Annotated in this window: 21 protein-coding genes and 2 tRNA genes; 7 read left to right on the top strand and 16 right to left on the bottom strand. The window is 54.7% G+C overall.

What is annotated here, in order from left to right; all coding sequences use genetic code 11:
- Nucleotides 1-4: 4 nt before the first annotated feature.
- Both mgsA and AC0IXH_RS09295 read right to left on the bottom strand, forming a co-directional pair.
- Entirely contained in the window at nucleotides 5-463 is a 459-nt protein-coding gene (mgsA, locus tag AC0IXH_RS09300) for a methylglyoxal synthase (protein WP_013201571.1), read from the bottom strand.
- 83 nt (nucleotides 464-546) lie between these two features.
- The gene (locus AC0IXH_RS09295) at nucleotides 547-1,188 is read right to left on the bottom strand and encodes a YccT family protein (RefSeq protein ID WP_471720351.1); all 642 of its coding nucleotides are present in this window, start codon (nucleotides 1,186-1,188) and stop codon (nucleotides 547-549) included.
- Nucleotides 1,189-1,375: 187 nt separating this feature from the next.
- Here AC0IXH_RS09295 and AC0IXH_RS09290 point away from each other — a divergent pair, with 187 nt between their 5' ends.
- Nucleotides 1,376-1,792: a CoA-binding protein gene (locus AC0IXH_RS09290; protein ID WP_013201573.1), complete on the top strand. Its 417-nt coding sequence runs from the start codon at nucleotides 1,376-1,378 to the stop codon at nucleotides 1,790-1,792.
- A 29-nt stretch (nucleotides 1,793-1,821) separates the two neighbouring features.
- On the opposite strand, the gene hspQ is transcribed toward AC0IXH_RS09290, so the two are convergent.
- Both hspQ and rlmI read right to left on the bottom strand, forming a co-directional pair.
- A complete protein-coding gene (gene hspQ, locus AC0IXH_RS09285; RefSeq protein WP_013201574.1) occupies nucleotides 1,822-2,142 on the bottom strand; it encodes a heat shock protein HspQ in 321 nt (106 codons plus the stop codon).
- A 61-nt stretch (nucleotides 2,143-2,203) separates the two neighbouring features.
- Nucleotides 2,204-3,394 carry a 23S rRNA (cytosine(1962)-C(5))-methyltransferase RlmI gene (gene rlmI, locus AC0IXH_RS09280; protein ID WP_346566067.1) on the bottom strand — a complete coding sequence of 397 codons (1,191 nt, stop codon included), beginning with the start codon at nucleotides 3,392-3,394 and terminating at the stop codon, nucleotides 2,204-2,206.
- 89 nt (nucleotides 3,395-3,483) lie between these two features.
- Between rlmI and yccX the strand changes: the two genes are divergently transcribed.
- Nucleotides 3,484-3,762, top strand: coding sequence for an acylphosphatase (gene yccX, locus AC0IXH_RS09275; RefSeq protein WP_013201576.1), 279 nt, complete (start codon nucleotides 3,484-3,486; stop codon nucleotides 3,760-3,762).
- A 3-nt stretch (nucleotides 3,763-3,765) separates the two neighbouring features.
- On the opposite strand, the gene tusE is transcribed toward yccX, so the two are convergent.
- Nucleotides 3,766-4,092 carry a sulfurtransferase TusE gene (gene tusE / locus AC0IXH_RS09270; protein ID WP_053145730.1) on the bottom strand — a complete coding sequence of 109 codons (327 nt, stop codon included), beginning with the start codon at nucleotides 4,090-4,092 and terminating at the stop codon, nucleotides 3,766-3,768.
- Between the two features lie 149 nt (nucleotides 4,093-4,241).
- Nucleotides 4,242-4,901, bottom strand: coding sequence for an FtsH protease modulator YccA (gene yccA / locus AC0IXH_RS09265; protein ID WP_013201578.1), 660 nt, complete (start codon nucleotides 4,899-4,901; stop codon nucleotides 4,242-4,244).
- Between the two features lie 217 nt (nucleotides 4,902-5,118).
- Here yccA and AC0IXH_RS09260 point away from each other — a divergent pair.
- From AC0IXH_RS09260 to agp, 3 genes are all read left to right on the top strand, one after another.
- Nucleotides 5,119-5,206, top strand: a tRNA-Ser gene (locus tag AC0IXH_RS09260).
- Nucleotides 5,207-5,431: 225 nt separating this feature from the next.
- A tRNA-Ser gene (locus AC0IXH_RS09255) sits at nucleotides 5,432-5,519 on the top strand.
- A gap of 304 nt (nucleotides 5,520-5,823) precedes the next feature.
- Nucleotides 5,824-7,446 (top strand): bifunctional glucose-1-phosphatase/inositol phosphatase, encoded by a 1,623-nt coding sequence (gene agp / locus AC0IXH_RS09250; protein WP_346594918.1) that lies wholly within the window; start codon nucleotides 5,824-5,826, stop codon nucleotides 7,444-7,446.
- Between the two features lie 73 nt (nucleotides 7,447-7,519).
- On the opposite strand, the gene AC0IXH_RS09245 is transcribed toward agp, so the two are convergent.
- The 3 genes from AC0IXH_RS09245 to wrbA all read right to left on the bottom strand — a co-directional run bounded on the left by AC0IXH_RS09245 (nucleotide 7,520) and on the right by wrbA (nucleotide 9,915).
- Nucleotides 7,520-8,893, bottom strand: coding sequence for an NAD-dependent succinate-semialdehyde dehydrogenase (locus AC0IXH_RS09245; RefSeq protein ID WP_471720350.1), 1,374 nt, complete (start codon nucleotides 8,891-8,893; stop codon nucleotides 7,520-7,522).
- 172 nt (nucleotides 8,894-9,065) lie between these two features.
- Nucleotides 9,066-9,296: a YccJ family protein gene (locus tag AC0IXH_RS09240; protein WP_013201581.1), complete on the bottom strand. Its 231-nt coding sequence runs from the start codon at nucleotides 9,294-9,296 to the stop codon at nucleotides 9,066-9,068.
- Between the two features lie 19 nt (nucleotides 9,297-9,315).
- On the bottom strand, nucleotides 9,316-9,915 hold the full coding sequence (gene wrbA, locus AC0IXH_RS09235) for an NAD(P)H:quinone oxidoreductase (RefSeq protein WP_013201582.1): 600 nt from the start codon (nucleotides 9,913-9,915) through the stop codon (nucleotides 9,316-9,318).
- Nucleotides 9,916-10,278: 363 nt separating this feature from the next.
- Between wrbA and AC0IXH_RS09230 the strand changes: the two genes are divergently transcribed.
- Nucleotides 10,279-10,467: a con-10 family general stress protein gene (locus AC0IXH_RS09230; protein WP_071822109.1), complete on the top strand. Its 189-nt coding sequence runs from the start codon at nucleotides 10,279-10,281 to the stop codon at nucleotides 10,465-10,467.
- A 103-nt stretch (nucleotides 10,468-10,570) separates the two neighbouring features.
- Nucleotides 10,571-11,497: a DMT family transporter gene (locus AC0IXH_RS09225; protein WP_013201583.1), complete on the top strand. Its 927-nt coding sequence runs from the start codon at nucleotides 10,571-10,573 to the stop codon at nucleotides 11,495-11,497.
- Here AC0IXH_RS09225 and rutG read toward each other — a convergent pair.
- The 7 genes from rutG to rutA are packed head-to-tail and all read right to left on the bottom strand — an operon-like array spanning nucleotide 11,494 to nucleotide 17,063.
- Nucleotides 11,494-12,822, bottom strand: coding sequence for a pyrimidine utilization transport protein G (gene rutG / locus AC0IXH_RS09220; protein WP_013201584.1), 1,329 nt, complete (start codon nucleotides 12,820-12,822; stop codon nucleotides 11,494-11,496). The genes AC0IXH_RS09225 and rutG overlap by 4 nt on opposite strands.
- 47 nt (nucleotides 12,823-12,869) lie before the next feature.
- Nucleotides 12,870-13,394: an NADH-dependent FMN reductase RutF gene (rutF, locus tag AC0IXH_RS09215; RefSeq protein WP_013201585.1), complete on the bottom strand. Its 525-nt coding sequence runs from the start codon at nucleotides 13,392-13,394 to the stop codon at nucleotides 12,870-12,872.
- Between the two features lie 10 nt (nucleotides 13,395-13,404).
- Complete coding sequence (locus AC0IXH_RS09210; protein ID WP_346566074.1) at nucleotides 13,405-13,995, bottom strand: malonic semialdehyde reductase; 591 nt, start codon at nucleotides 13,993-13,995, stop codon at nucleotides 13,405-13,407.
- Nucleotides 13,980-14,801 (bottom strand): pyrimidine utilization protein D, encoded by an 822-nt coding sequence (gene rutD, locus AC0IXH_RS09205; protein WP_346566075.1) that lies wholly within the window; start codon nucleotides 14,799-14,801, stop codon nucleotides 13,980-13,982. The genes AC0IXH_RS09210 and rutD overlap by 16 nt, the downstream gene beginning before the upstream one ends.
- Nucleotides 14,802-14,812: 11 nt before the next feature.
- The gene (gene rutC, locus AC0IXH_RS09200; RefSeq protein ID WP_013201588.1) at nucleotides 14,813-15,199 is read right to left on the bottom strand and encodes a pyrimidine utilization protein C; all 387 of its coding nucleotides are present in this window, start codon (nucleotides 15,197-15,199) and stop codon (nucleotides 14,813-14,815) included.
- A gap of 26 nt (nucleotides 15,200-15,225) precedes the next feature.
- On the bottom strand, nucleotides 15,226-15,972 hold the full coding sequence (gene rutB / locus AC0IXH_RS09195; RefSeq protein ID WP_013201589.1) for a pyrimidine utilization protein B: 747 nt from the start codon (nucleotides 15,970-15,972) through the stop codon (nucleotides 15,226-15,228).
- Nucleotides 15,972-17,063, bottom strand: coding sequence for a pyrimidine utilization protein A (gene rutA, locus AC0IXH_RS09190; RefSeq protein WP_013201590.1), 1,092 nt, complete (start codon nucleotides 17,061-17,063; stop codon nucleotides 15,972-15,974). The genes rutB and rutA overlap by 1 nt, the downstream gene beginning before the upstream one ends.
- Between the last annotated feature and the right edge of the window lie 272 nt (nucleotides 17,064-17,335).

Raw genomic sequence — 17,335 nt, 5'->3', positions numbered from 1 at the left:
CAGTTTACTTCAGACGTTCCTGCAAATAGCGCTGATAATCTGGAATGATGATATCTACGGCCTGCGCGAATAACGGTGAGCGGATAATAAAGTCGGCGGTTGCGCGGTTGGTCGCCACTGGAATATTCCATACTGTTGCAAGGCGCAATAACGCCTTAACGTCTGGATCGTGTGGCACGGCGTTTAGCGGATCCCAGAAAAAAAACAGCACATCAATTTTCCCTTCGGAAATCAAGGCACCCACCTGCTGGTCGCCGCCCATCGGGCCACTCAACATTGCCGTCACCGGCAGGCCAGTTGCACGCTGGACAAGGTTGCCCGTGGTGCCTGTCGCATAAAGGGTATGAGCCTGTAACACGTCTTTGTGTATATCGACCCACTCCATCAACGATGTTTTGCAATGGTCATGCGCAACCAGCGCAATGTGTTTCTTTTCCTGAATTTTACGGGTGGTCTGATCCATTCCGGCTTCCTGGTTTCACGTCAATCAGATGAGGGGAACTGCCTGATAAAGCGTATCGAGTGTAGGCGGAAGGCGTGCAGACATCAACTGGTACGCAGGGCGCGCATCAGCATCACAAAGCGTTGGCGGGTGGCGGAATCAACCTGTTGATACCACAGCTGCAATACCCGGCTGCCGGCATGATTGCCGTTGGCAAAGTCCTGGGAATCATTACTGATTGGGGTAGTGGAGGTTTGTCCCTGGGCAAAGCGAGGTACTGAGGCGACGTTGCCTTTCAGGTTATACACCACCATGGCCTGCTCATAGTTATTGTCAGCTTTGACCAGCAAATGGTCTTGCTGACTCTCAACCACCGCACCATGCTCGTTAAGCAGCTGGAAAGTGGGATGTTTATCAAACATTTTGCCCTGCACGGTGGTGGTTAGCGGCGGCAACGTGATGGTGACTGATTTTGCCTGAGAGGTGAACGTGACGATCAATGGAGTAGAAACCCATGGCGTGGCCATTTGAGCATCTTTTTTCAGGCTTTTCTCGACGCGAAACAATACCTGATGCTGTCCCTGCTCGAGTTCGAGCCCTTCAGCACCTTTTAATAACGAACCAGAAATTTTTCGGCCGTCCAGCACCAACAGGTCAATATCAGGGGCGAGTTTGAGCGTGGTGGCATGGACCGTAGTCGCAACCAGCAAAGCTAAAACGCCTGTAATGACCAAACGCAGCTTCATTTATTCTCCAGAGGCGAGGGCAGGCAAACACGTCGAGTGTATCAAAGTCTTTCAGTATGGCAGCATATTAACATTTTAACATATTTATTCGTGCTATATATTCAGGAATTGGCATCTTCTGCCTGAGCTGTTTTCCCAACAGCCACACTGCGCATAAACTGTTAATCAGTCTGATAAGGAGAGCTGCATGCAAGATAAAATAATTGCCGACATTTTGACCTCCACTAAACATATCGCGCTGGTTGGAGCGAGTGATAAACCCGCCAGGGCCAGTTATGGCGTGATGGCTTATCTGCTGTCGCAGGGATACAAAGTGACGCCGGTCAGCCCAAAGCTGGCAGGCCAGACGCTGCAGGGACAAAAAGTTTACGAAAAGCTGGAAGACATTCCTGAACCGATCGACATGGTGGATGTGTTCCGTAATGCCGAAGCGGCCTGGGGTGTCGCCCAGGAAGCGATCGCGGTGGGGGCGAAATCTTTGTGGCTTCAGCTTGGGGTGATTAACGAGCAGGCTGCGGTGCTGGCGGGAGAAGCGGGATTAAAGGTGGTGATGGATCGCTGCCCTAAAATCGAGATCCCGCGCTTAGGGCTGGAAAAAGGCTAAAAAAAACCCCGCCAGGCGGGGATTTTGCATTAGTTCCTGAGGCGTGGCGCCTGCAACTGTTCGCGAATTGACGCGGCCAGTTCATCCATGGAAGGTTGTTCCGGATGGTCGCCCGGCAGCTCCCACGAAAGCTGGGCTTCTGCCAGATAAGTATGAACGGTCTCGCCGTCTTCATTCTCCATCACGACATGATACCATGGCGCTTCACGCAGCGATTCGCTGGTGGCAACCTCATCCTCTTCGGGATCATCGTCCAGTGAATATTCCGCATCCACATCTACCACTACACCGAGGAAACCGTGCAGCTTATGCCGCACCTGTTGTCCGAGTCCAAATTTGCTGGCAATCATCGTGACCTCCTGAGAAACAGTGCCCTGCTACCAAGATGGGGACAGGGACAGCTTTTTCAAGTCACAGGACGCGGCAGGCAAATCCTTTCAGGTACATGCCTTCCGGATAGCTGGCGATCACCGGATGATCGGCCGCCTGCCGGAACTGCTCTATAAATTGTACATCACGTTGAGCATCGAGCGCGGCATCGGCAATGATTTTCTGGAAGAGATCGGTTGGCATCAGCCCTGAGCAGGAGAAGGTCAGCAGCATGCCGTCCGGGTTCAACAGCTGCATCGCCAGCATATTGATATCTTTATAGCCACGGCAAGCACCGGCCAGCTGATTTTTGTTTTCGACAAATTTCGGCGGGTCCATCACGATCAGATCGAATTTCTCACCGCTATCACGGTAGCGGCGCAGCAGCTTAAACACGTCATCGCGCAGGAACTCGGCTTTCGACAGATCCAGCCCGTTCAGCTCAACATTCTGGCGGGCAATGTCCAGCGCGCCTTGTGACGTATCGACGCTGATAACCTGTTTGCAGTCGCCCATCAGCGCGGAAACTGCAAAACCACCGGTGTAAGAGAAGCAGTTCAATACCCGGCGATCTTTCGCATAGCGGCGAGTCGCCATACGGCTGTCACGCTGATCGAGGTAGTAACCGGTCTTGTGGCCGCCCTGGATATCGACCAGTAACTTCATGCCATGCTCAACAATCGGTAACTGCTCTGGCGGCGTGTCGCCCAGGACGTTGCCCTGAGTCAGTTCAAGACCTTCTTTTTTACGCACTGCAACGTCCGAGCGATCGTAAATCGCACAGTCCGGGTAGCAGCTCTGCAGCGCGGAGATCAGCGCAGCACGTTGATATTCTGCGCCAGCCGACAGCAATTGCAGGACCAGGAACTTGCCGTAGCGGTCAATGGTCACGCCAGGCAGACCGTCAGATTCACCGGCAATCAGGCGATAGCTGTCGAGGTTATCGCGCGCTGCCAGCCAGTCGCGCAGAGATTGCGCAGCCTTGAGACGGCGGATAAAGAAGTCGGTATCAATCGTTTCGTCCTGTTCCCAGCTCCAGACACGGGCAGAGATCTGCGACACGGGTGACCAGGCAGCATGAGCCAGCCAGTTGCCCTGGCTGTCACAGACGTCAATAGTTTCACCCGACTCGGCTTTTCCCTCAAGACGAGCAACAGCACCAGAAAAGATCCACGGATGGCGGCGAAGTAAGGATTTTTCACGTCCTTTGGCAAGAATCAAACGAACAGTCATATTTGCTATGCTTATACAGTAAAGAATCAGCGGTTATTGTCCGGTGCCAACCGTTAAAATGCAATCTGCGTCGTGAAAGGAGAAGAAATATGACTACTGTCTGCGTAAAAGCCTGGGTTCACGGTGTGGTTCAGGGCGTGGGATTCCGCTACAGCACGCAACATCAGGCCAAAGCGCTGGGGCTCAAGGGGTATGCGAAGAACCTGAATGACGGCAGCGTTGAAGTGCTGGCCTGTGGTGAAGAGGGTGACGTGCAGACGTTACTTACCTGGCTTAAAGACGGCGGCCCCAGAAGTGCCCGCGTAGAAAGGGTGCTCGAGGAACCTCATCAACCGCGCGACTTGCCAAACGGCTTCACTACCGGTTAGTACTTAAAGGCATTTGGCCGGTTTAGGCAAGCCGGCAATTTTAGTTGCTTGTTTTGCCGGGCCTTTTGGGAACAGGCGGAATAAGTAGCGGCTATTGCCTTTTTCTTCACCGTATTTTTGCGCCATGGCTTTAACTAACATTCTCACCGCCGGGGAGGTATTGAACTCCAGATAGAAGGCACGGACGAAATGCACCACTTCCCAGTGTGCGTCAGTCAGCTCAATGGCCTCTTCTTCTGCCAGTAACGGAGCCAGCGCTTCACTCCAGTCCATCGTGGACTTCAGATAACCCTGCGCGTCACGTTCAATTTCTTTGCCCTGGAATAACACCGTCTTGCCTCTGTCTGATTTGCTAAGCCGCCCAGTTTAGCAAACTGCGGCCAGCTGTGGGTAGTCTGCCTCTTACTGGCAGCTTTAATCCGGCACATAAAAAAAGCCCCGCAGGGCGGGGCTCTTACTGTTGCGTCAACTGCGGGCTATTAATTACTGCGCGATGACATGCCCAGAATGCTCAACAGGCTGACGAAGATGTTATAGATCGACACGTACAGGCTAACGGTCGCGCGAATATAGTTGGTTTCGCCGCCGTGAATGATGTTACTGGTTTCCCACAGGATGGCACCTGAAGAGAACAGGATAAACAACACGCTGATTGCCATATGCAATGCCGGAATGTTGAGGAAGATGTTTGCCACGACGGCAACCAGCAATACCACAAACCCGGCCATCATCATGCCACCCAGGAAGGACATATCCTTACGGGTGGTTAGCACGTAGGCAGAACAGCTGAAGAACACCAGTGCGGTGCCGCCTAATGCCAGACCAATCACATCACCCATCCCTGCAGACAGCAATGAGTTGAGGATTGGGCCCAGGCAGTAGCCGAGGAAACCGGTAAAGGCGAACGCCGCCAGAATGCCGGTAGGGCTGTCCGCCAGGCGGTAAGTCAGGAACATCAGCCCGTAAAAGCCGACCAGCATCAGAATGAAGCCTGGCGCGGGCAGGGCGAAAACGGTGCTCAAGGTAGCGGTAACGGCAGAAAAGGCCAGCGTCAGCCCCAGCAGGAAATAGGTATTGCGCAGCACCTTGTGGGTGGTAATTAAGGAGCTGCCACGGGTACTCGAAACAATGCGATCCATAAAAGAGCCTCTTTGGGTCACCAATTTACCTGTGAGAATAGGGAGCAGGGCGAAGCGGGGAAAGGCGTTTTACCCTTCTTTACGCGATAGTCGGCTGTTTAAGTAAGCAGAGTGGCGATATTGCCAGCAAATAAACGCCGATCGACTGTTTTTCAGGCGATTGAACCGCAACACACTTTACATCGACCGGGAGGGTGTTTATAGTTCGCCTCATTGTGGAGGGGTGGCCGAGTGGCTGAAGGCACCGGTCTTGAAAACCGGCGACGGGAAACCGTTCCAGAGTTCGAATCTCTGCCTCTCCACCATCTAATTTAACGGGTCAGCGAAAGCTGGCCCGTTTTGCTATGGGCGCAATAAAACCGCCAATTGACCGTTTGTTGAACAGATGAAAAAAAATTGCATAAAAGCGCAATAATTCAACAAACTAGCCAAAATTATGCTTGGCAAAGCGATCGGCATCCCCTATACTGCGCCCCATCAGTTGCTCAGGGAGTTTAGCCACTCTTTGAAACGGTGACTGGTACTAGTGTGGAGGGGTGGCCGAGTGGCTGAAGGCACCGGTCTTGAAAACCGGCGACGGGAAACCGTTCCAGAGTTCGAATCTCTGCCTCTCCACCATCAAATTCAACGGGTTAGCTTAGGCTGGCCCGTTTTGCTTTCTGCCTTCCCCGCTTTTTTCTTCGCTAACACGTTCGTTTATTAGAGCATTCCGAAAAACATCCCGTTTCTTTTCAATCTCCTGATGCGACTCAACGGCAAAGGCGATACTCTGCTATATTCTCAACACCAATGAAGAATGCCCACCCCTGGCCTGAATTTCCAGGAACGCCGAGCGAGCCTCATTTGCGTTGTTGCGAATTTTTAACCAACCGCATCGCCATATTACGGCCGGGTGATTTACCTTGAATCAATGGAAAAACACATGATTAAAAAGTTTAGTCTTTGCGCATTAGCAGTCTGCTCGGCACTCACCGGCATTTCAGCTTATGCTGCTGACGACGATTACCAGCTTGAGCAAGTGTTAATGATGAGCCGCCATAACCTCCGTGCGCCGCTGGCTGATAATGGCAGCGTGCTGGCTCAGTCCACTAAAAAGGCCTGGCCTAAGTGGGATGTGCCAGGTGGACAGTTGACGACCAAGGGCGGCGTGCTTGAAGTTTACATGGGCCGTTACACCCGTGAGTGGCTTGCGCAGCAAGGGCTGATCGCCGACGGCGAATGTCCAGCCTCTGACGATGTTTACGCCTACGCCAACAGCCTGCAGCGTACCGTCGCCACCGCGCAGTTCTTTATCACCGGTGCGTTCCCGGGATGTGACATTCAGGTGTCTCATCAGGATGAAATGGGCGCGATGGATCCGGTGTTCAACCCGGTGATTACCGACAGCAGCGAAGGCTTCAACAAGCAGGCGTTGACCGGCATGAACAGCGCGGGTGAAAAACTGGCACTCAAACCGGCCTTCCAGCGTCTGGAAAAAATCATCGATTACAAATCCTCTGCTGCCTGTGATGGCAAAAAGCAGTGCGATCTCTCCAGTGATAATCAGAACAAATTCACCGCTGAAAATGGTAAAGAGCCGAACGTTTCGGGTCCATTAAAAGTCGGGAATTCGCTGGTGGATGCCTTCACCCTGCAATATTACGAAGGGATGCCGCTGGATCAGGTCGCCTGGGGCCAGATCAAGACACCTGAGCAGTGGAAAGAGCTGTCCGCCATCAAAAATGGCTATCAGGACACATTGTTTACTACGCCAGAAGTGGCGCGTGACGTCGCAGCACCACTGGTCGATTATATCCGCAGTATGTTAGTGGATGAAGATAAAGCCTCCGCGCCGAAAGTGACGCTGATGGTCGGCCATGATTCGAATATCGCCTCCCTGCTGACGGCGTTGGATTTCAAAGCTTACACGCTGCCAGAGCAAAACGAGCGCACGCCTATTGGTGGGATGATTCAGTTCCAGCGCTGGCACGACAAGAAAAACAATCGTGAGTTGGTGAAGGTTGAGTACGTTTACCAGTCTACCGATCAGCTGCGTAATGCAACGCCGCTGTCGCTGGATACGCCTCCTAAGCGTGTCACGCTGCAAATGAACGGTTGCCAGACCGATGCCAATGGCTTCTGCCCATGGGATCAGTTTACTCAGGTGCTGAATAAAGCCATTGAGGGAACGCCGATGGCGGCAAGCGCGCCGCAACCTGCACCAGCAGCTCCAGCAGCTCCGGCAGCTGAAGCACCAGCCGCACCAACGGCCGCGAAAGATCCGGCTGCTGATAAAGTGGCTGCGGCTAAAGCAGCGGCCGATCAGGCTGCGGCAGATAAAGCCGCTCAGGCTAAAGCGTCTGCAGAAAAGGCGGCAGCTGATAAAGCCGCAGCCGAGCAGGCAGCCAAAGACAAGGCGGCTGCTGACAAAGCCGCGGCTGAGCAGGCTGCGAAAGATAAAGCGGCGAAGGATAAGGCTGATAAAGCCGATAAAGCCAAGGCGGAAAAAGCTAACGCCGATGAGCCTGCCACTCCTGCGCAGCCAGAGACTGAAAAGTCTTCCTGAGTCTGATTCGCACGCAATAAAAAGGCCGACATTCACTGTCGGCCTTTTCTTTTTGGGCAGATGCCGTTAGCAATCAGTCACTGCTGACCACGACCAGTTTCTGGTTAACGAACTCTTTGATACCCAAATCAGACAGTTCACGACCATAGCCTGAACGTTTCACGCCGCCAAATGGCAACTCGGCCGACGTATCGCTGGCGGAATTGATATACACCATGCCGGTTTCGATTCGTGAAGCCAGTTTCCTGGCACGGGCAATATCTTTACTAAATACCGCACCACCCAGACCATAGTGAGAATCGTTGGCGAGTTTAACCACCTCCTCGTCATCCTTCACCACGTAAACCTGCGCGACCGGGCCAAAGAACTCTTCAAAATAGGCCGGATTATCACGGGTGATACCGGAGAGGATAGTGGGCTCGTAGAAGCAGCCTTCACCGGCAACCACTTTACCGCCGATATGCAGTTTGGCGCCTTTAAACACCGCCTGCTCAACTTGTTTCACCAGCGTATCGCGTGCCGTGGAGGAAGATAGCGGGCCCAGCGTGGTGCTTTCATCCAGCGGATCGCCAATCTTCACGTCACGGAAAGCCTGGGTGAATTTTTCGAAGAAGGCATCTGCCACTTTTTCATGCACGATAAAGCGTTTAGCTGCGGTACACACCTGACCACAGTTGCTGAGACGGGCACCGACGCCGGCCTTCACGGCCTTATCAAGGTCACAGTCATCCAGCACCACAAAGACGTCATTACCGCCGAGTTCCAGCGTGGTTTTTTTCAGGTATTTACCGGCTTGTTGTGCCACGGCACTCCCGGCACGTTCAGAGCCGGTCAGCGCAGCACCCTGCACACGATCGTCAGCAATCAGTGAGGCAACCTGATCGTTGCTGATAAACAGGTTAGTCCAGGCACCTTTTGGCGCACCGGCCTCGGTCACCAGCTCTTCGAACAGCGTGGCGCAATGAGGGACATTGGCGGCATGTTTTGCCAGCACCGGGTTACCGGCGGCCAGATTCGGCGCCAGTACGCGCATTAGCTGATAGAACGGGAAGTTCCAGGGCTCAACGGCAACCAGCACCCCAATAGGGTGATTTTCCACCCAGGCTTCGCCCAGCTCGCTTGGATAACGGGTAGGGGCAAGGAAGCGTTCAGCATTTTCTGCGTAATAACGGGCAATCTGCGCGCAAAGCTGCACTTCGCCGCGACTCTGATTGATCAGTTTACCCATCTCAACACTGGCCGTTTTTGCCAGTTCTTCAACGCGAGCGTCAATCAGGTCAGCCATTTTTTTCAGCACCTGCAGACGCGGTTGGATATCGCCTTTGGACCAGCTTGAATGATAAAGATCATCCGCGGTCTTTAACGCCTGTTCAACCTGCTGGTCGTTGTGATCGCTCCAGGTTTTGACAAGCTTATTACTGGCGGGATTAATTGTCTGGTAAGACATACTGCACTCCTTTTCGAGTAATCGGCCTGGCGGACAGGCTAATGAATATGGCATTAAGCCTGGTAGAAAAACGATGGTTTCACAACGTGAGTAGTTAGTGGTTTCGGACGTTTCTGAGGGCGTAAAACAATAAAAAGGGCGGATAAATCCGCCCCGAATACCGATTTTGGTGCTAAACGTTTTTTCGCTCGACGACTTTGTTATCCCAGGTCAGCACGTCCTGATCGGTTTTCTCAAAGGCCCTGAGCAGCACTTCGTCACTGCCTTGCTGCTCCCAGATGCCTTCGGCAAGTTTCTCATCGTAGTTAGCCACTTCAAAAATGGCCTCCGCAATTTCCGGAGAGGTACTGCGCAGGCTTGCCCACTCGCCTACATGATGAGCTTTCGATTGTTGCGTTGCCATAATAGTCTCCTGATTGAGGTTATCCGTTCAGTTTTACTGCCAGGCCGGCGACATATTCACCCTGATAACGGGCAATATTCAGCTCTTCTTCGCTGGGTTGTCGCGAACCGTCACCGCCGGCAATGGTTGTGGCGCCATAAGGCGTACCGCCACGCACCTGCGATATATCAAAGAGTTCTTTGGTGCCATAACCAATCGGCACGATCACCATGCCGTGGTGGGCGAGGGTGGTCCAGGTCGAAGTGATGGTCTGTTCCTGTCCGCCACCGGTACCCGTTGAGGCAAACACGCTGGCCAGCTTGCCGTACAGCGCACCTGATGCCCAAAGGCCACCCGTGCGGTCAAGGAAGGTACGCATCTGACCGGCCATATTACCGAAGCGGGTTGGGGTGCCGAGCAATATGGCATCATATTGCGGCAGTTCTTCCGGGGTCGCTTCCGCTGCCGACTGCTGCGTTTTACCGCCCACCTGGGCGAAGCGTTCTGCGTCCATGGTTTCAGGTACGCGCTTGATTGTCACTTCCGCTCCGCTAACCCGACCTGCGCCTTCTGCAACCGCATTGGCCATGGTTTCGATATGTCCGTACATGGAGTAATAGAGCACCAGAATCTTTGCCATTTGTTCCCTCGTCGACTGGTTGTTGGATGATTGGGGTCAAAATCAGGCCCTGAAGGCAATCAGGAAAGTATAGAAGAGCCTGACGGGTCATGCAGAAGGAAGCGGTCCTTTTGCTTAAAACGCGCGCAATGCGGGTGGCGGGATGGACATAAAGATTAGCGTCAATAATGCAATAATTCAGGCTGTTTAAAGGAATTTGCCGTTTTGTGAGCCGTGCTCAGGCGTTTTTTTCACCACTTCAGGCTTGATAATCTATGCTTAGTAACGCGGCCGGGAGTGTTCTCTCCCCGATTGCCGTCACGGAAGGCCTGAAGGCTAATCGTGATAAAGCAGTATGATGGCTTAACTATTCGGAGGTAAGAAATGGCAGAACATCGTGGTGGATCTGGAAATTTCGCTGAAGACCGTAAAAGAGCATCAGAAGCAGGTCGCAAAGGCGGCAAAGTCAGCGGAGGGAATTTTAAAAATGACCCTCAACGTGCTTCACAGGCTGGCGAAAAGGGGGGACGCAATAGCCGTGGCAGTCGGACTAAAACCGATTCCGAAGCTTAGCCTCGCCTGAAACCGTCGGGTCTTTCCCCGGCGGTTACGTCACAGAGTTGACCACTGCGTTCCCTCCCGGCACACTAGCGCCAAATTCTCAACCGAGCCTGCTATGTCTGCCTTACTTTCCCGCTATAAACTGTCGTTTACGCCACAAGAGATTGTGCTGGTCCTGATTACCATGATCTGGGGCGGAACTTTTCTGGCAGTCCATCATGCGATGACCGTAAGCGGGCCATTTTTCTTTGTCGGCACCCGATTTGCCACTGCCGCGCTGGTGCTGGGCGCGATTTCATGGCGTTCGTTGCGCGGCATCACCTGGGCTGAAATCAAAGCCGGGACATTAATCGGCATCGCCATTGGCTGTGGGTATGGCTTACAGACCTATGGCATGCAAACCATCAGTAGCAGTAAATCCGCCTTTATTACCGCAATGTATGTGCCGCTGGTGCCGCTACTGCAATGGCTTTTCCTGGGACGCTTGCCCGGCCTGATGTCGTGGATCGGCGTGGCGCTGGCTTTCACCGGTCTGATGTTGTTGGCGGGGCCGGACGGAGATTCGCTGGCATTTGGCGCCGGTGAAATTGCCACCTTAATGAGCACGCTGGCAATTGCCGCTGAAATCATTTTGATCAGCGCCAGTGCCGGCAAAGTGGATGTCAAACGCGTCACGATCATCCAGCTGGCGGGCGCTTCACTGCTGGCGTTCGCGCTGATGGTCCCCAATGGTGAATCGGCACCGCCGTTTTCGCCCTATCTGCTGTTCAGCGCCATTGGTCTGGGGCTGGCCAGTGCGTTAATACAGGTGACGATGAACTGGGCGCAGCGCAGCGTGTCGCCAACGCGTGCCACGGTGATTTATGCCGGTGAGCCGGTGTGGGCGGGGATCGTTGGTCGGGTTGCCGGTGAGCGTTTGCCTGGCGCGGCACTGATTGGCGGCGCACTGATCGTCGTCGGCGTGCTGGTCAGTGAGTTGAAGCTGAAGCGCAAAAAAAAGGCGAAGGTTGACCCTTCGCCTGATAAAGCGGAAGTGAATTAATTGTCCTGATGCACGACGTCGTTGCTGTTAAGCACGGCAGCTTTACGACGCGTCAGGATAGCGTTGAGGATAATCGCGCCAAAGGTCGCCGTCCCGATCCCGCCCATGGTGAAGTTACCGATCTTCAGGGCAAAGTCTCCGGCACCCAGTACCAGCGTGACCGCCACCATAATCAGGTTGTTGTTCTGCCCAAGATCGACGTTGTTCTGCACCCAAATCCTCGCACCCGCCACGGCAATCAAACCAAATACCACGATGGATGCACCGCCGATCACCGGGCCTGGGATGGTGTGAATTAACGCGCCGAACTTCGGCGAGAATCCTAACAGGATGGCAATCACCGCTGCCGCAACAAACACCAGGGTGGAATACACCTTGGTTACCGCCATCACGCCAATATTCTCAGCATAGGTGGTGACACCGCTGCCGCCCACGCCACCGGAAAGCATGGTGGCCAGGCCATCACCGACAAAGGCTCTGCCCATATACGGATCGAGGTTTTTGCCCGTCATCCCCGCCACCGCTTTGATATGCCCGAGGTTTTCTGCCACCAGGATCACCGCCACCGGCGCAATCAGGAACATCGCATGACTGTCGAAAATGGGTGAGGTGGTGGTCGGGAAGCCCAGCCACGGCACGGCAGCCATCAGGCTAAAATCGATCGGTTTACCCAGCCCGAGCCCGTTGGTCAGCACGGCATAGATGGCACAGGCGACAATCAGGCCGACGAGGATCAGCAGCCGTTGCACCATGCCGCGGGTAAATACCGCCACAATACCGATACAGAGCACGGTCATCACTGCCATCCAGCTATCGAACATCGATGAGGAGACGCTGCGTACCGCAATCGGCGCGAGGTTCAGCCCAATTGCCATCACTACGGCGCCGGTCACCACCGGCGGCATCAGCTTCTCAATCCAGCGGGTGCCCACTTTCATCACCACAAAACCAATCAGCGTATAGACCAGGCCGCAGGCAATAATGCCGCCCAGCGCCACGCCAAGGTTAGGGTTGATGCCCTGACCATTGAACCCCGTCACCGCAATCACCACGCCCACGAACGCGGCGCTCGACCCAAGATAACTGGGCACGCGTCCGCCCGTGATCAGGAAGAACAGCAGCGTGCCGACGCCGGACATCAGGATCGACAGATTGGGATCTAATCCCATCAGCAATGGCATCAGAACCGTGGCACCAAACATCGCGACCGCGTGCTGAAGCCCCATAATTACCGTTTGTCCCAGCGGCAGGGTTTCATCCGGTGCCACTAACCCTTGCGCTGATGCGGACTGCTTACGCCATACAGGAAACCAGGAACTCGCCATCGTCTTCTCCAGAGAAGTGAATAAAGCATTGCCCGCCGTCGGCGGGATCAGGCTTCCTGCCGCAGTAAATGGTGATAGCCGCGATCGAAATAGATCAGGCCGTGTGTTTCATCGTTACAGACTAATGCCTGGGCTTCGCAGACCAGCACATCATGGGTACCGACACTCATCACCTGGGTGATTTTGCAATCAAACGACGCCACCGCGCCGGCCAGAATCGGCGAGCCGGTCACCAGCGTCGACCATTCAGCCGCGATAAAGCGTTCGGCCATCGGCGTTTTACCGCCAAACAGGTTGGATAACGATTCATGTCCCGCAGCCAGCGTATTAACGCAGAGCTGCTGATTGGTTTTGAACACCTCATACACGGACGCCGAGCGATTCAGACACACCAGCAGGGTTGGCGGCGTATCGGTCACACTGCACACGGCAGAGGCGGTAAAACCTGCGCGACCGGCGGGGCCGTCGGTGGTGATAATATTGACGGCCGCACCCAGGCGCGCCATCGCATTGCGAAAATCTTGTTTTTCTACGCCCGACGTTACCGCGGGCGACAGGGTCGCCAGAGACATGATCATTTCCTTACTCGAGGGTGCAGGCTTCTGCAAATGAGAGACGTGGCAGGCGCGCATACACTTTGCTGGCATCGCCATAGCCGATGTTGATAAGCAGATTGCTTTTCCAGCCGCTTTCCGCAAAGAACGCCGCATCAACCGCCGCACGATCGAAGCCAGACATCGGACCGGTGTCTAAGCCCATCGCGCGACAGGCGGTGATCAGGTAGGCCGCCTGCAGCGAGCTGTTGCGAAATGCGGTCTCTTCCGCCAGCGCCGGGCTGCTGGTGAACCAGGATTTTGCATCGGCATGTGGGAAGAGCTGTGGCAGCTGGTCAAAGAACGCCGGATCCCAGGCCACGATCGCCGTCACCGGCGCGCTCAGGGTTTTTTCCAGATTACCGCTGGAGAGCGTTGGCTTCAGCCTGGCTTTGCCTTCCTCACTGCGGATAAAACAGAAGCGCGCAGGGCTGCAGTTCGCCGAGGTTGGGCCCATCTTTAACAAGTCATACAGCTGGTGGATTTGCGCGTCGGTAACCGGACGATCCTGCCAGCCATTGTGCGTCCGTGCCGCGGTAAACAACGTCTCTAACGCGAGGGAATTCAGGGCTTCTGCCATATCAGCTCCAGTTCAGCAGGGGATGAGGCCGGGGTATCGCTCAGCCAGTTCAGTAACAGTGGATTAAAGGTGCTGCTGTCGGTGACGCTCATCGCATGACCGCCCCAGGCCATTTTTTCCAGCGTGGCGTTTGGCAACGCCTCCAGCAGGGTTTGCGAGCAGGTCCAGGGCACCAACAGATCGTCCTGTGAACAGATCAACAGCACCGGCTGGGCGATCTGGCCGGCAAGTTCGGTGAAATCGCAGGCCATCAATGCGGTCAGACGGCGCAGCAAGTTTTCTGTCCCCTGAAAATGTGCGGCGTGCAGCGCATCTTCAGCTTCGATACGTGCCTGATTATCTGCCAGCCAGTCGGCAGGATAGAGAAACAGGGGCTGTGCGCGAACATAGGATTCAACGCCGACATTGAGCAGCAACTCCTGTCGAACGGTGAAGCAGCGGCGGGTATGCGCATTCAGCCTGAGCCAGCCATTAACAATCACCAGCCTTCCGACGCGTTGTGGAAAGTCCACCGCCAGCTGCATCGCCACCATACCGCCCAGCGCATGGCCAATGACGTCATAGCTTTCGATCCCCAAAGCCGCCAGCTCGTGAGCCAGTTCAGCCGCCATATCGCCCATGCTGTAGCCTGCCGGCAGCGTGTCGGGACTGCGCCCGGTGCCACGCTGGTCATACACCACCACCCGATAGTGTTCACGCAGTGCGTTTAGCTGCGGCAACCAGAAGTTAGCCAGGCCGCCTAACCCGGCAGAAAGCACCAGCGTTCTGGCCTGAGGATCGGTCGATCCTGAGAGCTCAATATGCATGTCTTCCTCCGCTACTTACCGATATGGGCAACGCTGGCGATCTCGATCAGTGCATCGGGTTTCACCAGACCACACTGAATGCAGAAACGCGCCGGTTTTTCGCCAGGGAAATACTCGGCATACACGCTGTTCACCGCCGCGTAGTTGCTCCAGTCGGTGATGAAAATCGAGTTAAAGGTCACGTCGTCCAGGGTGCCGCCCGCGGTTTCAATCACGCTTTTAATGGTTTCCAGCACATGGCGGGTTTGCGCGGCGGCATCGCCGACGTGCACCACGTTATTATCTTTATCAAAGGGCAATGTGCCCGAGACATACACCACGCCATCGGCCAGCGTGCCGGGGACGAACGGCGCTATCGGCACGCTGGTTCCCGGTGGGGTAATAATGGTTTTCGGCATTGCGCACTCTCCAGTCAGGTCAGGTTTCAGGCCGTTTGTTGTTGCGGCACGGCTTCGGTTTGCAGGGCGGAGCAAAAGGTCGAAACATCAGACACCCAGCCGAAAAACGTCTCAATATTGAAGATGGCGGCCTGCTGGGCGAAGAGCGGACCGGCCTGATAGGTGGCGTCTTCCAGTACAATGCCGAAATACTCCAGGAAGAAACCGTCGCGCAACGTTGATTCAACGCAGACGTTAGTGGCGATGCCGGTAAATACCAGATGGCGAATGCCACGGCTGCGCAACATGCTGTCTAACGCGGTATTGAAGAAGCCGCTGTAGCGTGGCTTCGGCAGCACGATATCGCCGGGTTGCGGGACAAGCTGATCGACCAGATCATAATCCCAGCCGCCTTTCGCCAGCAGCTTGCCTTCCAGTTCAGGATTCTGGCGCATGGTTTTCAGCGCGTTGGATTTGTGCCAGTTAGGCGAGCCTGGGCCACCGGCTTCAACATACCGATCGTCCCAACCGTTCTGGAACCAGATAATTAGAATGCCGGCTTCACGGGCGGCTTTCACCGCCACGTTGATGTTATCGATCACCGGGCGGGTAGCGGACACATCAAATCCCGCCAGATCCAGATAGCCGCCGGTGGTGGCGTAAGCATTCTGCATATCCACCACGATCAAAGCGGTCTGCTCCGGCGGAAAGGCAATCGGCTCCGGCCGCGCGGGCAGGGTAATGCAGTTTTTAGTCGACGCTGTTGTGCACACTACCGGCTCTTTACTGCTCATTACGCAACCTCCTTCGCGGCTTCAATGATATCGGTACGGCACTGCATCAGCGGTTGGATGCGTTGGCCAAATTTCTCAATGCCTTGTAAAAAATCATCAAACGTCAGCAACACGCCTTGGGTTCCTTCAACGGTCGCGACTTCATCAAGCATGCGTGCCACGTTGGCATAAGAGCCGACCAGCGTACCCATATTGATATTGACGGCGGATGTCGGGTCGGCCATCTGGCGTACGTTGGTGTCGCTGCCCGACGTTTTATCCTGTTGGCTTTGTGTGGTCAGCCACGAAAGCGCGTCTTCGTCTGCGCCGGCTTTATAGTGTTCCCACTTCGCCCGGGCGGCTTCGTCGGTTTCATCGGCAATGATCATAAACAAAACGAAAGATCCGACATCACGGCCCACTTCATCGGCGGCTTTTTTCATACGGGTGGCGGTTGGGGCGAAGGCGGTTGGGGTATTCACGCCCTTGCCAAAGCAGAAGTTGTAGTCAGCATGTTTCGCTGAGAACGCCATACCGGCATCGCTTTGGCCGGCACAGATCACCTTGACCGGCTTCTGCGGTTGCGGGCTGAGGCGACAATCGTTCATGGTGAAGAACTCACCTTTCAGATCGGATTTGCCGGTGCCCCACAGATCTTTCAACACCGAGACGTATTCGGTCAGATAGTCATAGCGACGGGCGAAGTATTCATCCCCAGGCCAGATACCCATCTGATCGTATTCCGGTTTCTGCCAGCCAGTCACCAGGTTCACCCCGAAGCGGCCGTTAGAAATGGAATCAACCGTGGAAGCCATGCGCGCCACAATGGCCGGCGGCAGCGTCAGCGTGGCCGCCGTGGCATAGATTTCGATGCGCGAAGTGACGGCAGCGAGGCCAGCCATCAGGGTGAAGGATTCAAGGTTATGATCCCAGAACTCGGTCTTGCCGCCAAAGCCACGCAGTTTGATCATCGACAGCGCAAAGTCGAAGTGATAATGCTCGGCTTTCTGCACAATCGCTTTATTCAGTTCAAAGGTCGGCATGTATTGCGGCGCGTTGGTGGAGATCAGCCAGCCGTTGTTGCCAATTGGGATAAAGACACCGATTTTCATTGGGATACCTCTGGGTGTGCGTTAGGGTAAAGTTGTGCGCTGCAATGCATCCTGCACTCTCCCTGAAGCGGCGCTTGTTGAGATAATTGCAAACGCTGTGCCAGTTTATAAAAGGTGCTAGTAATCAGTGTGTTGAAATATTTGTGTTAAATTTTTCTGGAGTAAATGGTCTAAAACAGACCATTTGGTCAAAATCAGGTGCACAGAAAGCAGGCATCGTGGTCAATTTAAGTGCATTAGGTCCGGGCGAGGGGTTTTGCTATCATCCCGGC

The sequence above is a fragment of the Erwinia sp. AC075 genome, assembly GCF_979253995.1.
The sequence above is the reverse complement of the archived record's forward strand: the minus strand, read 5'-3'. Positions and strand labels throughout refer to the sequence as shown.

Coding starts and splice junctions, on each gene's coding strand:
- mgsA (WP_013201571.1), bottom strand. CDS start 463: ATGGATCAGACCACCCGTAAAATTCAGGAAAAGAAACACATTGCGCTG.
- AC0IXH_RS09295 (WP_471720351.1), bottom strand. CDS start 1,188: ATGAAGCTGCGTTTGGTCATTACAGGCGTTTTAGCTTTGCTGGTTGCG.
- AC0IXH_RS09290 (WP_013201573.1), top strand. CDS start 1,376: ATGCAAGATAAAATAATTGCCGACATTTTGACCTCCACTAAACATATC.
- hspQ (WP_013201574.1), bottom strand. CDS start 2,142: ATGATTGCCAGCAAATTTGGACTCGGACAACAGGTGCGGCATAAGCTG.
- rlmI (WP_346566067.1), bottom strand. CDS start 3,394: ATGACTGTTCGTTTGATTCTTGCCAAAGGACGTGAAAAATCCTTACTT.
- yccX (WP_013201576.1), top strand. CDS start 3,484: ATGACTACTGTCTGCGTAAAAGCCTGGGTTCACGGTGTGGTTCAGGGC.
- yccA (WP_013201578.1), bottom strand. CDS start 4,901: ATGGATCGCATTGTTTCGAGTACCCGTGGCAGCTCCTTAATTACCACC.
- agp (WP_346594918.1), top strand. CDS start 5,824: ATGATTAAAAAGTTTAGTCTTTGCGCATTAGCAGTCTGCTCGGCACTC.
- AC0IXH_RS09245 (WP_471720350.1), bottom strand. CDS start 8,893: ATGTCTTACCAGACAATTAATCCCGCCAGTAATAAGCTTGTCAAAACC.
- AC0IXH_RS09240 (WP_013201581.1), bottom strand. CDS start 9,296: ATGGCAACGCAACAATCGAAAGCTCATCATGTAGGCGAGTGGGCAAGC.
- wrbA (WP_013201582.1), bottom strand. CDS start 9,915: ATGGCAAAGATTCTGGTGCTCTATTACTCCATGTACGGACATATCGAA.
- AC0IXH_RS09230 (WP_071822109.1), top strand. CDS start 10,279: ATGGCAGAACATCGTGGTGGATCTGGAAATTTCGCTGAAGACCGTAAA.
- AC0IXH_RS09225 (WP_013201583.1), top strand. CDS start 10,571: ATGTCTGCCTTACTTTCCCGCTATAAACTGTCGTTTACGCCACAAGAG.
- rutG (WP_013201584.1), bottom strand. CDS start 12,822: ATGGCGAGTTCCTGGTTTCCTGTATGGCGTAAGCAGTCCGCATCAGCG.
- rutF (WP_013201585.1), bottom strand. CDS start 13,394: ATGTCTCTGGCGACCCTGTCGCCCGCGGTAACGTCGGGCGTAGAAAAA.
- AC0IXH_RS09210 (WP_346566074.1), bottom strand. CDS start 13,995: ATGGCAGAAGCCCTGAATTCCCTCGCGTTAGAGACGTTGTTTACCGCG.
- rutD (WP_346566075.1), bottom strand. CDS start 14,801: ATGCATATTGAGCTCTCAGGATCGACCGATCCTCAGGCCAGAACGCTG.
- rutC (WP_013201588.1), bottom strand. CDS start 15,199: ATGCCGAAAACCATTATTACCCCACCGGGAACCAGCGTGCCGATAGCG.
- rutB (WP_013201589.1), bottom strand. CDS start 15,972: ATGAGCAGTAAAGAGCCGGTAGTGTGCACAACAGCGTCGACTAAAAAC.
- rutA (WP_013201590.1), bottom strand. CDS start 17,063: ATGAAAATCGGTGTCTTTATCCCAATTGGCAACAACGGCTGGCTGATC.